Here is a 14,134-nt window from a genome sequence, read left to right on the forward strand (position 1 = left end):
AATCCGGATTAAAAACCCGGCAATCTGAGAGGGTGACACGATCCGGACCGCATGCATTTTCACACTTTCAGCAAAAATGAAAGCTCCCCAGGTCCAAGATCCGGGGAGCGTTTTTTTCGGTTTGGAATGTTACTTTTTCACAACGTTCGCAGCCTGTGGTCCACGCGAACCTTCCACGATTTCAAATTCAACCTCTTGTCCTTCTTCCAATGTTTTGAAACCTTCCATTTGAATCGCAGAGTAGTGAACGAAAACGTCTTCTCCGCCTTCGCGCTCAATAAACCCGTAACCTTTTTCCGCGTTGAACCACTTGACTTTGCCTTGCATGCAAACACAGTCCCTTCTTAAATTCAGATAATGGTCGGCATAAGAAACGCTCATGCCGGGAAAAATAGAACAGCATTGCCGCTGAAACAGCAACAAGCTTCCTGAAAGGAAATACCGTCCAAACCTTCTGTTTAACGAGTTTTCACTCGTATCACAGTTTTAAGTGTTTTCACACTCTGTGAGAATTATACCAAAAACCCGGCCAAAAGTCATCCCTACAACACCTTGCTTAAAAATGATTTGAGCCGTTCATGGCGAGGCTGTTCAAAAATTTGCTCCGGTGTTCCCTCTTCCAGAATTTTTCCGTCATCCATAAACAGAACGCGATCACCCGCCTCCCGAGCAAATCCCATCTCATGCGTGACGACGACCATGGTCATCCCTTCCCCCGCCAACTGTTTCATGACATCCAGCACTTCCTTGACCATCTCCGGATCAAGGGCGGAAGTCGGCTCGTCAAACAGCATCAGTTTCGGATCCATCGCCAATGCCCGCGCGATGGCCACTCTCTGCTTCTGGCCGCCGGAAAGCTCTCCGGGATAAGCGTCCGCCTTCTCCTCTAACCCCACTTTCTCCAGCAGAGCCAGGGCCTTTTTCTCCGCCTCGGCTTTCTCCATCTTGCGAACGTGAATCGGCGCCAATGTGATATTATCCAGTACCTTTTTGTGAGGAAACAGTTCAAACTGCTGAAAAACCATTCCCACATCCGTGCGAACCCGATTGATATCCGTCTTTGGATCGGTCAAATCGAACCCGTTGACCACGATCCGCCCCGAACTGACCCGTTCCAGCAGATTCAGGCATCGCAAAAACGTGCTTTTCCCCGAACCGCTGGGCCCGATCACACAGACCACTTCTCTCTCCTGAATTTGTACATTGATCTCTTTTAACACATGATGGTCGCCAAAATATTTATTCAGATTTTCTACTGTGATCACTGGACAATCATCCCTTCTTGCTGCTCGTATTAAACCGTTTTTCCAAGTGGAAGACAATGCGGGAGAGAATCAGGGTCAGGACGAGATACATCACACCGGCCGCGATATACGGCGACCAGCGCACAAATGTGTTTTTCGCTGTGACAAATGCTGCATAGGTAATATCATTGACCGCGATGACCGTAACCAGGGACGTATCCTTTAACAGTGCAATAAACTCGTTTCCGAGCGGTGGCAGCATCCGTTTGACCGCCTGAGGCAGGATCACCAGGCGCATCGCCTGGGCATAGGTCATCCCCAGTGAACGCGCTGCTTCCATTTGCCCTTTTTCGATGGAAAGAATTCCGCCGCGAAAAATTTCCGAGATGTAAGCCCCGGCATTCATCGACAAGGCAACGAAAGCGGAAACCATGGCATCCGGCGTCTCCAAGCCGAGAATATCTTCAAACAACGTCGGCAACACGGCAAAATGAATGGTAAGAATCTGCAGGAAAAGAGGTGTTCCCCGAAACAAATCGACATAAAGCTTCGCTGGTATGACCAGCCACTTTTTTCCCGAAATCTGCATAAAACCCAAAATGAGTCCGATCAAAAGCCCGATGCATATGGCAACCACAGTCAATTCGATTGTGGTCACAACACCTCGGATAAACAAATCTTTGTACTGGACAATGACTGACCAATCGAGTTCGTTCAAAAGTTGATCCATTGTTATCCACAAACCCCTTTATCTGCAAATCATTGTTTTTCGAGTTATTCACAAAGTTATCCACATTATCCACAACATCCACAACCCAGGGATATACACAATTTGTCCACTATTTATCCACAAGTTATCCACAGAAAATGGATAAGGGGTGTGTTAATGCATTCATATTTAATGAATTCTTTATTTTGCACTTGTTTCCATTTTTATATAAAAATTTGTTGCCAGGTAAGATCGCTGGTTCCCCTGACCTTCCCGAGCCCTGACGGTCGGCCAGGAGTTCCCAACCGACAAAAGATGCGAGCGTTTCGAATCATTGTTGCGGTTCCGTCCCGAAATATTTTTGATAAATCTTGTCATACGTTCCGTTCGCTTTTACTTTTTTCAATCCGTCGTTCAGCTTTTGCAGCAGGGCCTGGTTGCCTTTGTGCACGGCAATCCCGTACTGTTCCGTCTTGATTGAAGGATCTTCAACAATCTTGTATTTGCCTTGGCCCAGCTTTTTGATATATTCCATGATCACGGCGTTATCGACGACCACCGCATCCAGTCGCCCGAGCTCCAGATCATGAACGGCAGACGGAATATCATCATATCCCTTGAGCCCGGAATAGGTTTTGCCGAACATCTCCTGCACAACCTGTTCTCCGGTTGTGGCCGTTTGCACTCCGATCCGTTTTCCGTTCAACTGTTTCAGCGATGATACATGGGAAGAGGTCGGTACCAGAATCAATTGTTTGGCATCGAAATAAGGAATGCTGAAATCATATTTTTTCTTGCGGTCAGGCGTAATGGTGATCGCCGCCATCCCGGCATCGAGCTTCCCGCGGGAAACGCCGTCAAGCATCTGGTCCCAGCCGTAATGTTTAAAATTGATCTTCAGGTTTTCTTCCTTGGCGATGGCCTGAATCAGATCGGCATCAAACCCGGTAATCTTCCCGTCCCCCTCCAATTTTTCAAATGGCGGAAACTCCGCATTCGTCCCGATCTGAATCACACTGTTATCCGTATTTTTATTCGTGCACCCGGTCAGGACAAAGGAAACGGCGACCACGGACGCGAGCAACATGCCAAGCCACTTCTTCATGTTTTTTCTCTCCTTTCAACTTTTCACCATTACCGGAATAAAAATCATCATTTCTCATTATGATGTAATTATTATAAGTATAAATGTATATTTATTCAATTCGTTTTTATTTACCAGATTTCAGGAGATCCCATCCTCATCCGTCAGATCCAGGCAAAATTACTTTGCCAAAGGAGAATAACCGGAATATTTTTAGAAAATTTTGTCATTAGTGCCGTTAAATTTGATCTCTTTCGGCAATTGTATGCTCCCTTTTTTACAATCCCGTAATATCGCATCTTAAAGGAAGGGAATGATCCCGATTTGTACACATAACCTCTCTCTTATTACCTTAAATTTCAAAAAATATGAGTACAAACTATTATTAAGTTTTAGATTTATTATAAAACAATGTCAGTATTAAATGCAATTCATCAAACAGTCACAAATAAAAACCGCCGTCTCCGGTTTTCTTCCGAAAACGGCGGCCTCAGCAAATGATGAATCTTACTGGTTCACCAAGTCTTTCAACTGTTTACCGGCTTTAAAAGCGGGCACTTTGCTGGCTTTGATCTCAATCTCCTCGCCGGTCTGCGGGTTGCGGCCGGTTCTTGCAGCACGTTCGCGCACTTCAAAGTTTCCAAAGCCAATCAGGGTTACTTTTTCCCCTTTGCTAAGCGCTTCCGAGATCGTCTGCAATACCGAATCGACGATAATTCCCGCTTCCTTTTTCGTTTTGCCCGTGCTCTCGGCAACGCGTTCTATCAATTCCGTTTTATTCATTTTCAACTCTCCTTCAAACCGATAGTCTTAAAAGGGATGCTATCTATTGGTGTTGACGAGTTTTTCCTTTTCTATACTCTTTTTATCTAGCAAACGTGACCGAGTAAACTCGGCTTGCTCCTGATACCAGCAGCGGTTTGGCACACTCCCTCAGCGTTGTGCCTGTCGTATACACATCATCAACAATAAGAACTGTTCGGTCCCGTATGCATTTCTCACAACCTTCACCTTCAATTTGAAATGCTCCTTTCAGAGCGAGCAGGCGTTCCTGCCGATTGCGCCTGCTTTGTGAAGCAAGATCTTTCTCTCTTCCCAGCAGAGGCAAAACCGGCAACCCAAGCCTTGCACCGATCACGCGGGCCAGAAGTTCCGACTGGTTGAATCCGCGTTCCGCTTTCTTCTCCTTATGTAATGGAACAAAGGTGATCACCGATATTCCCGTATGAGCAAAATGGGTTTGAACCACCTCTGCCATCCACCGGCCCATCGGTGTCGCCAAACTTTCTTTACCCCGATATTTGAACAACGACACCCATTCTTTTGCCTTTCCGCTGTAAACCACAGGACTGCGGTTTACAATCCGCTCTTCTTCGGCAAGACACAGGCAATCGGGACAAAGATGATCAGCACCAGCCTCCTGCTTCCGCCCGCAAACGGGGCAAAACGGCCCGGAAATCAGTTCAACTCCCGCCAGACAGGTGGAACAGATTCTCTCCCGCACCGGAGCAAACGGAGACGGGCGGCGAACGAATGCCGTACAAAACTCGCAAGTGGGAGGCTGGGAAAAGAGAGACGACCATACTCCTTCAAAGATTATACGCCCCATCTTTGAGAAATCCTTCTTTCTTCGCACAATCATTTAACCATTTAATCTCCCTTTTTGCCCGCAATTGGGCATCCGTCTTTTCATCGGTCAAAAACCATACTTCTCCCTCCTGGTAGGAAGATGATCTTCCTGCTCTGCCCGCCATCTGAACGAGCGCCGCCGCCGTAAACACCGGATGATCTGCACCGATGACGGCAACATGGATCGCGGGAACCGTCACTCCCCTCTCCAAAATCGTCGTCGTCACCAGAAACCGCCATTTGCCCTCCCGAAAATGGCGCACCGTCTGTTCCCGCTGCAAATCGCCGGCGAAAACACCCCGGGCCTCTCGGTAAAAGTCCGGCTCACAGCATTTCATCCAGCGCAACACCCGGCTGACGTCTTCCACCCGCGGCACGAAGAGAAAGGCTTGTCCTTTCCGCTCCACCACCTGACGCAAAAAGGCGGAAAGCGGACGGATCGGTTTCCTCTTGCTTATCTTCTGCCAAAGCCGCCACTCCCGCTTCAAGGCCGGTTCAGGCATAGGATAACCGTGGTAGCGAACCGGCAGCAAAACTGTCGGTAAAATCTCTCTGCGCCCGAGCGCCTTCCATTCCGGCGGGGGAGTGGCAGTCAGCAAAATTTTCTTTGCCCCGGGTGAAAGCGCCCGTCCGATTCCCTCCTCCAACGCCCTGTTGCCATAGAGGGGGAATGCGTCAACTTCATCGACCACCGCAAGCTCAAACGACCGATAAAAGCGCAGGGCTTGGTGTGCCGTGGCAATCACCAACTCACCCGTTTCCAGCGTTTGGGCTGATCCGCCGTAGAGAGCGATCACCCTTCTGCCGGCAAATCCCTTTTCCAGACGGGGCTTTAATTCCAACACCACATCTTTGCGCGGAGTAACCCATAACACTTTTTTTCCCCGATTCAGCCAGTCCGCCACGATCGTCATCATCATCTCCGTCTTGCCGCTGCCGGTGGCCGCCCAGACCAGAACCTGCCTGTGTTGGCTAAGGTTCGCCCTGATTCTCTCCACTGTTTTGGCCTGGGCTTCTGTCAGCGGAGCAGTCCGGCAAGCGATTTCAGAACCGGCAAACGTGCGATTGTCCGGAGGAGAAAAGATAAACAGCGGAAAGCAGGTTCTCGCCCGACCGAGCAACAGGCAATGCTCGCAAACGACGCATCTTTCCCCACAGATCGCACAAGGAGTTTGCCTGAGAAGCGGCCCCCGGTATCCGCACCGTTCACACTTCCAGGTGACCGGCGGGCCCGCAGAGCGAACAGCCGGTCTGATGTCCGCCATTCCCGACAGGCTGAGCCATTGCAAGGCCCGGCGCATAAGGAAGGAGCCAGGCCACTTTTCGTATTTGCGAAGAAGGCGCTCCACTTCTTCCCACAGCAGCACTCTTCCGGCCAGCAGCGGGTGAATCTCTGCCGCCAGTTCGCGCACCGCGGTCATTTCTTCTCCCATCATGGGCGCTTCCCGCAGTGCCGGACCGAAAGCGTTCTTTCTTCCCCGGTTCCCGGCAAATGCTTGTCCAATCGATGACGATTCAATCATTTCCGCGATTTGCTTTCCTTGCTCTTGCCAATGGAAAAAGTCGACTTACGGCGCGATACTCATCCTTCCATCGGCTTCTCCTTCCAATCGGTAAAAACAGAACCTCATCAAAAATCCCTCTTTTTTCCAGTGGACATCAAGAAAAAAACCCAAGGGACGGCTGATCACATCCCCGGGGCTTTTTTTCAGGCAAGACTCCGTTCCGTATCCTGTGAGGAATCCGAATCCCGCAGGTCGAGCACAAGCCATTTTTCCGTACTGTTCCTCTTCGACTCAAGCCATTCCTTGATTCGCTCTTCCGCTCCTTCACCAGGGGTGATGCGAACGATCTCCAGATTGGGATAGCGCTGTTTTAACCGCTCGAGGATCAACAGCGTATCATCGGTCGAGCCCACGTCGATGCAGGTAATTTTGCCTGCTTTTTTCCTTTTTGACTTGTTGGAAACATGGTAAGAGCGAATCATCCACTCGACGGAATGCTGGCTGTTTTTGGTGATCATGACCAAGTGCACGGCTTTGTTGTGATAATAATTACCGAAATAATGGGACAACTTTTTTGCCAGATAAAACATGACAATATAAAGGGCTACACTCCACAGAACCCAAAGTTCCATCGTATTGCCCCTCCTTCTTTATATCTTATGCCAAAAAGGTAGGGACTGTGACACAGACCTCGACTGATAACAGGCTCTTTTCAAATCAATTGAACCCATCCACACTTCATCGCGAGCAAAACCGCCTGCGTCCGATCTTGAACATTCAGTTTATAAAGAATATTACTGACATGGTTCTTAACAGTTTTTTCGCTGATAAATAAATGTTCACTGATACTTCGATTATTTTTACCCTGTGACATTAATCGTAAAACTTCCATTTCCCGATAGGTGAGAACCTCTTGCCACGGGATGGAAGGAGTCAAAGCGTAATGATAACAAATACTCCCTTCCATTCGGCTCAATCTTCGAAATTCGTTCACCAGTCTTCCCATCATGATCGGGTGAATATACACGCCCCCGTGTGCAATCACGCGAATCGCTTCAATGATGGGCTCTACTTTCATATCTTTTAACATATACCCGGCAGCGCCGGAACGAATCGTTTCAATAACATAAGGGTCAGCATGCTCAGAAAGGATTAACACCTTGGTTTGAGGAGCCATTTGACAAAGACGGTTCGTTACTTCCACTCCGTCGATCCGCGGAAGGTACAGATTGATGACGGCAACATGCGGTTTGGTCGATCCGCAAAGAAGCGGGACATCAATTCCGTCCGTACACTCCCCCACCATCACCATATTCTTTGTCCTCTTGATGGCTGTTTTAATTTGCTCCCGGTATTCGGTGTCGGGGTCTGCCAGTAAAACCCGGATCAGCGGTTGGATGTCCGTACCTGAAAATTCACTTCCTTCGAGGTGGCCTGTCTCCGGCTTCCTCATGGGCAAAGGGGTCACTCCTTTCTCGCAATATTCACCCTTATTCAAATTTTACCACGAACAAAACAGTTATGAAACAAAAAAGAAGGCGAGAAGAAAGGAAAAAGAGAGAATGAACGGGGAATTTGGCAGAAAAAGTCATCAAAAAAGAAAAAGGGCTGAGATTTCGTTTCTCAGCCCTAAAATTTAAAGCCCCGCTTCTTTTTTCAAGGTGTCGGCAAGATCCGTGCGTTCCCACGGCAAATCGACATCCGTGCGGCCAAAGTGACCATAGGCAGCCGTTTGACGGTAGATCGGGCGGCGCAAATCCAATTGGCGGATAATGCCGGCCGGGCGCAGATCAAAGAATTTCTCTGTCAATTCGACCAATTTGTCTTCACTTACTTTCCCGGTGCCAAACGTATCAATGCGGATGGAAACGGGACGGGCTACCCCGATGGCGTAAGCAAGCTGCACTTCGCACTTGTCAGCGAGTCCGGCAGCAACGATGTTTTTCGCTACATAGCGGGCGGCATAGGCTCCTGAGCGGTCAACCTTGGTCGGGTCTTTGCCGGAGAAGGCACCGCCTCCATGACGGGCATAACCTCCGTAAGTATCAACGATGATCTTACGTCCGGTCAAACCGGCATCTCCCTGCGGACCGCCAATGACGAATCGTCCGGTCGGATTGATGAAGTACTTGGTATTATCATCGAGCATCTCTTTGGGAACAATCGGCAAAATCACATGTTCCATGAGATCTTTCTTGATTTGCTCCAAAGCGACATGTTCGGAGTGTTGGGTGGAAACAACCACCGTATCGATGCGTACAGGTTGATCTCCTTCATATTCAACGGTTACCTGCGTTTTTCCGTCCGGACGCAGGTATTCCAGCGTACCGTCGACACGCACTTCATGGAGACGGCGTGCCAGTTTATGGGCCAATGAGATCGGGAGCGGCATCAATTCCGGTGTCTCATTGCAAGCAAACCCGAACATGAGTCCCTGGTCCCCGGCGCCGATCGCTTCAATCTCATCTTCCGTCATCGAACCTTCGCGTTTTTCCAATGCAACATCTACACCCATTGCAATATCGGGCGATTGTTCGTCAATAGAGGTCAAAACGGCGCAGGTTTCGGAGTCGAAACCGTATTTTGCCCGGGTATAGCCAATATCCTTAATCGTTTGGCGCACAATCTTCGGAATATCAACATAGCATTGGGTGGAAATTTCCCCCGACACAAGCACCAAACCGGTAGTGACCGAAGTTTCGCAAGCGACGCGAGCATTCGGATCTTTTTCCAAAATGGCGTCGAGAATGGCATCGGAAATCTGGTCGCAGATTTTATCCGGATGACCAACCGTAACCGATTCTGAAGTGAACAGGCTGCGTTTTTGTTCTCCCATTCATTCTCCTCCTTGCTAGCAAAATGACGCAATAAAAAACCCTTCCCATCGAGGAAAGGTTTTTGATTATCAGTTCATCCTCGAAACTCCCCGCCAGACCGTCAACCAGCCTGGAATAAAGCTTTATCCAAGTGAAGGGAACCTGTCTCTACATCATCAATAGAATAACCTAAAGAATAGGGAATTACAACTGTTGCTTTGGGGATTCACCTTCTGTTTTTCTTCCACTTTTTGTTTTTGAGTTGGATCTGGTAGAGAACCGGGCCACCCTCTTCCGTTCGCACCCGGATATAATGCCGCCCGGAGGGGAGGGACAGCGTTTGGCTGAATCGCTCTCCTTTCGCCAGCGTCACGGTCCCGCCGGACAGAGCGTAGAAATGGTGATCATAAACAGCCCATTCCAATCTTTTTACCGGCTGATCCGCCTGATAGAGAAAGGTGACTGTCTCTTCTCTGGTGCTGCTTATAACATACCAGTCCGGGATTCCGCCACCTGCCAATGCCCCTTTCACCCACTTGGCCGAAGATAGTAAAGCCGCTTTGTCCGGAGTGGAGTGATCTTTTCCATCCCCGATTGCCGGCCGGACCGTTATCACCAGATGATAAGGTTCACTGATGATATTCCCCCCGTAGTCGGAAACGGAAAACAGCAGATCTCCTTTCCCTCCGGGAACCCGCAGGCTCTCCGCTTCACCGGCTCCATGTTGATCTATTTTCCAATTGTGCCAATCGTCTTGCGGCATTTGCAGCAATACGGGGTCAAACCTCGGAGTCAACGGTTCCACTTTCACTTCCGCTTCACCGGAACGGGGCAGGGGTAGCCGGTACCAATCCTGATCCCCCTGCTTGTGAAGAGTTGCCTCGATGACTTCCTGCTTCCCCGGAAGCGCCAACTGTGCCGCCTGGGCCAATCGGTCATTTGGTTCATAACGATCCGCCCGCGGAATGAAATTTACCTGAAAGCTGTACGAGACAGGGACATCGCCGGCCGGGGAGGAAAATCCCAGAAAGACGTCATTTCTCTCAACCGGTACCCGCAACTGGTTCATCCCTTGCAACTGATAGGAGCGGACATCCTTTTCTTGCGGATTTTCAACAAACAACCTTGTTTTTTGAAAATGCCCGCGATTCTGCCTGAGATGAATCACCAGCGTTCCGGGACAGGGCAACTCCAGGCGGAACCAGTCCCGGTCACCCGGACGCAGAACGGCATCCATCTCCTGATCCAGGGACAGGGACATCGCCTGATGACGCTCATCATTCGGTTCATAGGGATCCCGTTTCAGCTTGCCGGAAAGAGCCCGGGCAGCATCCAAAATCCCGAACCCTTTTTGCCGGTCCCATCGCGGTTCCCCCGGTTTCTTTTGTGCCGTTTGCTTAAGGAGTTGCCGGATCTGCCCGGGAGTGTAATCCCGATGCCGCTGCCAGAGAAGAGCGGCCACTCCCGCTGCTTGCGGAGCCGCAAATGACGTGCCGGAATCCGTGGTAAAGCCCCCGCCCAACCGGGTAGTGGCAATCCGGTTTCCGGGAGCAGTCAAATCGAGACCATCCCCCTGGTTGGAGGTCGGTTCATGCAACCCGTTATTTTTGACCGAACCGACTGCCAGAACAGTGGGAAATGCCGCCGGATAATAAAGAGGCGAATCGTAGACGGTGTTGCCATTAAGATCGGATTCTGCATTTCCGGCAGCAGCAACGACCAACACTCCTTTTTTCTCCGCATCCTGCACCGCCTCTTCCATCAGCTTGGAATAGGTCCAGCTGCCCTGTGCCAGAACGATGATATCCGCCTTCCGCTTAATGGCCGCTTCCATCCCCTCAACTGTATAATATACTTCTCCGTCGCTCCCGTTCTCCATCACCTTGATCGGCATGATTTTCCCCGCTCCGACCGCTCCCTCCCGGCGCAGTCCGCCCCACGTCGCCGCTACCACCCCGGCCACTTCTGTCCCGTGCCCAAAGTGATCCTGAGGCGCTTCCTGCCGGTTGAGAATATTGACTCCCGGCACGAGCAAAGGAGAAAGGTCGGGGTGATGCAAATCGACGCCGGTATCGATGACCGCCACGATCACCGGACGGTCTGAAGGGGAGGAGGGTGGAACTTTGCTCCAGGCTTCTGACGCCCGAATTTGCTCCAGGTAACTGAAAGACAAGGACGATTCCCGTTCTCTTCCTTCCAATCCTCCTTCATTCAGCTGATAAGATCGGTCGCGCTGCATGTACCGTACGTCGGCGGCAGCGCTCCAACTATTGTGCCAGCTGTTCACATCCACGCCTTTTTTGGGACGAACCAAGTCGATTTCACTGCCTGCCAACACAAATTTCCGCAATAAAACCGCCTGATGCCAAAATGCGGGATCTGCCTTCTGCTGCCAGGCAACAATCCAGTTTTCCTGCCAAACTTTTTCAGTTTGGCTTCTCCCAAAATCCGGGTAACGGGTGACAGGGAGGAAAAAGCACCCTGCCATCAGAAGGATGCTTAGGAGAGCACGTATAAAAGGCATATCATCTCACCAATTGTTCTATTATTTTCGAAAACAATACGCAGAAATGTATAGATACTTACGAATTTATTATATAAAATAAAAAAACGTAGACCTCTGTTTTACTACAAGCCTTACAAGCATTTCTTCCAATCTTTTTCCCTCTGTGAACTTTGTCTTTATCATTTCCATTGTGAAATGTGTTCGTATGAAAAAATTTCGGCAAGTGAGGAATTAAAATGGAAAGAGTAGAAAGAAGCCGCATTCATCGCGTGCGGAAAAAGCGAAAAAAGAAGTGGACTTTTCGTATTCTTACAGTCTTTATTCTTCTTATTTTAGGTGTCGGTGCATACTTCGGCACGCAGATTTGGGGCGCGTTTGCCAACAGCGGCAAAAAATTGAGCAAATCGGACTTGCGGAAGTCCCAAGTTGAGTTTCAAAAAGCCCCGTTTACCGTGTTGCTGATCGGGACAGACCAGAGAGGACACACAGCAAACTGGCGCTCCGATGTCCTGATTCTCGCCGCGGTCAATCCCAAAACGAAGTCGATCAAACTGGTCAGCATCCCCCGGGATGTCTATACTGAGATTCCCAATTCCGGCGGAGTCAAAACCAAAATCAATGCTGCTCCTTACTATGGTTACAAATCGGGCGTCGGTCAGGTGCAAAATATCCGCCTGGCGATCGAGCACGTTCTCCACATTCCCGTCGACTACTATGCCAGAATCAATTTCCAGGGATTTGAGGATATCGTCGATGCTCTCAACGGGGTTGACGTCAATGTGAAGTTTCCGTTTCACCAGGCAGCCATTGGCGGGAAAATGGTTTACTTTGAACCTGGAGAACACCATTTAAACGGCTCCGAAGCGCTCGCGTACGTCCGGATGCGCCATCAGGACCCCAAAGGCGATCTGGGACGAAATGAACGGCAGCGGGAAGTTATTTCCGCACTGATCAACAAGATGGCCAGTGCAGAAGGCGTGTTCAATTTCGGCGATGTGATGAAGGCAGTCGGCAATAACTTTGAAATGAGTTTCCAGGCCACCGATATCCCTGCCCTGATCGAACTGTACCGTAGCATTCCCCAACAAAACATTGAAACGCTGCAGGCAAATGTAACGTTTGAAAAAATCCCCGGTGTCGGTGATGTGGATATCCTGAACCAGGCCGAACGGGATCGCATCAATAAAATAATGTCTGAGCAACTGGGAATCAAACCGCAACCCGGCGGTACCACCGGAGCCGGAGTTGGCACCGATGATTCCAATCAGTCAAACGGTCAATCAACCGGTGAAAGCGATAGCTATTGAGCTGTCGCTTTTTGCTTGTAAATTTGTGTTTTCGTGAACGTATGTTGTAGGCCGGATTCCTGATGACCGGTCAGCGAAGCCCCCTCCCATCCTGATTTCGCTCCCCCCCACGCAGACGGATCATTTCCGGATTACAAGCTTTTATCGAACTGAAACATTTTATTTTGAAAAAAGTTATATAAAATCCGGCCACCTTTCGAATAAATAATATAGAATGATCTATATTATGCGGATTCATACTTCGCTTCTCAGACAGGGTGGGAAAAGAAATGGCTGACCAGATAAAGTCTCCTGTCAAAAAAAAGAAAGGGAAACGTATTTTTCTTACACTTCTCTCTATTGTCATACTTGTCTGCGTCGCTTTGGGATTCAGTGTTGCCTGGCAGATGTGGGGGGCACTGGCGGCCAACAGCGGAAAAAAGTTGCCCAAATCCGATATGCGGACAAAACAGGTGGAGATGAAAAAAGATCCGTTCACCGTTCTGCTGATCGGCACCGACCAGCGGGGGCACTCCAAGGACTGGCGCACCGATGTGCTCATCCTGGCCGCCGTCAATCCCGAGAATAAGTCCGTAAAGGTGGTAAGCATCCCACGGGATTTGTACGTTACCATCCCCAACACCAATGGCATGAAAGGCAAAATCAACTGGTCTGCAGCCTACGGCACAAAAGTGGGGCCGGTCGAAAACACGAGAGAAGCAATCGAAAACCTGTTGCAGGTTCCGGTCGATTCCTATGCCAAGATCAATTTTCAAGGGTTTGAAAACATTGTTGATGCCCTCGGCGGGGTGGACGTGAATGTGAAATTTCCTTTTCACCAGCGGGCCATCGGCGGAAAGATGGTTTACTTTGAACCAGGGAAACATCATTTAAACGGCGCGGAGGCTCTTGCCTACGTCCGTATGCGGCATCAGGACCCGCGGGGCGATTTGGGGCGTAATGAACGGCAGCGGGAAGTGATCGCAACCTTGATCGATCAAATTGCCAGCACCAATGGTTTATTAAATTTTGGTGATGTGATGAAGGCGGTCGGGAACAATTTTGAAATGAGTTTCAATCTGTCGGACATCCCGGGCCTGATCAACCTGTATCGGACAATCCCCAAGGAGAACATCGAAACGGTTGAAATGAAAGTCACTTTTGACCGGATTCCCGGTGTGGGGGATGTCGACATTTTGCATTCATCCGAACGGCAACGCGTGATCACGATCTTGCAAGACCAATTGAATTTTCATCCCGAACCGGACGGAAATGCGGCAATTGACTCTGAAGGCTCCCATACAGGGGTGAACGGTACGGAAGAAAGTGGCGGCAAATAAAACCCGCCACTCTTT

General features: G+C 49.7%; 13 protein-coding genes. 2 read left to right on the top strand and 11 right to left on the bottom strand.

What is annotated here, in order from left to right; all coding sequences use genetic code 11:
- Window positions 1-129: 129 nt before the first annotated feature.
- From JG50_RS0106725 to JG50_RS18745, 11 genes are all read right to left on the bottom strand, one after another.
- Window positions 130-327, bottom strand: a complete 198-nt coding sequence (locus tag JG50_RS0106725) for a cold shock domain-containing protein (RefSeq protein ID WP_033100539.1) — start codon at window positions 325-327, stop codon at window positions 130-132.
- Window positions 328-542: 215 nt separating this feature from the next.
- A complete protein-coding gene (locus JG50_RS0106730; RefSeq protein ID WP_033100353.1) occupies window positions 543-1,265 on the bottom strand; it encodes an amino acid ABC transporter ATP-binding protein in 723 nt (240 codons plus the stop codon).
- Between the two features lie 7 nt (window positions 1,266-1,272).
- Window positions 1,273-1,974, bottom strand: coding sequence for an amino acid ABC transporter permease (locus JG50_RS0106735; RefSeq protein WP_033100354.1), 702 nt, complete (start codon window positions 1,972-1,974; stop codon window positions 1,273-1,275).
- Window positions 1,975-2,284: 310 nt separating this feature from the next.
- Entirely contained in the window at window positions 2,285-3,058 is a 774-nt protein-coding gene (locus tag JG50_RS0106740; RefSeq protein ID WP_033100355.1) for a basic amino acid ABC transporter substrate-binding protein, read from the bottom strand.
- A 486-nt stretch (window positions 3,059-3,544) separates the two neighbouring features.
- A complete protein-coding gene (locus JG50_RS0106745; RefSeq protein WP_033100356.1) occupies window positions 3,545-3,820 on the bottom strand; it encodes an HU family DNA-binding protein in 276 nt (91 codons plus the stop codon).
- Between the two features lie 82 nt (window positions 3,821-3,902).
- Window positions 3,903-4,646 carry a ComF family protein gene (locus JG50_RS0106750; protein WP_052154081.1) on the bottom strand — a complete coding sequence of 248 codons (744 nt, stop codon included), beginning with the start codon at window positions 4,644-4,646 and terminating at the stop codon, window positions 3,903-3,905.
- Window positions 4,627-6,189: a DEAD/DEAH box helicase gene (locus JG50_RS0106755; protein WP_052154082.1), complete on the bottom strand. Its 1,563-nt coding sequence runs from the start codon at window positions 6,187-6,189 to the stop codon at window positions 4,627-4,629. The genes JG50_RS0106750 and JG50_RS0106755 overlap by 20 nt, the downstream gene beginning before the upstream one ends.
- 185 nt (window positions 6,190-6,374) lie before the next feature.
- Window positions 6,375-6,803, bottom strand: coding sequence for a hypothetical protein (locus JG50_RS0106760; RefSeq protein ID WP_033100357.1), 429 nt, complete (start codon window positions 6,801-6,803; stop codon window positions 6,375-6,377).
- 80 nt (window positions 6,804-6,883) lie between these two features.
- Complete coding sequence (locus tag JG50_RS0106765) at window positions 6,884-7,624, bottom strand: response regulator transcription factor (protein WP_052154083.1); 741 nt, start codon at window positions 7,622-7,624, stop codon at window positions 6,884-6,886.
- Between the two features lie 183 nt (window positions 7,625-7,807).
- Entirely contained in the window at window positions 7,808-9,007 is a 1,200-nt protein-coding gene (metK, locus tag JG50_RS0106775) for a methionine adenosyltransferase (protein WP_033100359.1), read from the bottom strand.
- Between the two features lie 206 nt (window positions 9,008-9,213).
- Window positions 9,214-11,337, bottom strand: coding sequence for a S8 family peptidase (locus JG50_RS18745; protein ID WP_160173824.1), 2,124 nt, complete (start codon window positions 11,335-11,337; stop codon window positions 9,214-9,216).
- Window positions 11,338-11,729: 392 nt separating this feature from the next.
- Here JG50_RS18745 and JG50_RS0106785 point away from each other — a divergent pair, with 392 nt between their 5' ends.
- Window positions 11,730-12,800, top strand: coding sequence for an LCP family protein (locus tag JG50_RS0106785; RefSeq protein WP_052154085.1), 1,071 nt, complete (start codon window positions 11,730-11,732; stop codon window positions 12,798-12,800).
- A 269-nt stretch (window positions 12,801-13,069) separates the two neighbouring features.
- Window positions 13,070-14,119 (top strand): LCP family protein, encoded by a 1,050-nt coding sequence (locus JG50_RS0106790; RefSeq protein WP_033100360.1) that lies wholly within the window; start codon window positions 13,070-13,072, stop codon window positions 14,117-14,119.
- The last annotated feature ends 15 nt before the right edge of the window (window positions 14,120-14,134 follow it).

The sequence above is a fragment of the Thermoactinomyces daqus genome, from assembly GCF_000763315.1.
Classification (GTDB): Bacteria; Bacillota; Bacilli; order Thermoactinomycetales; family Thermoactinomycetaceae; genus Thermoactinomyces_A; species Thermoactinomyces_A daqus.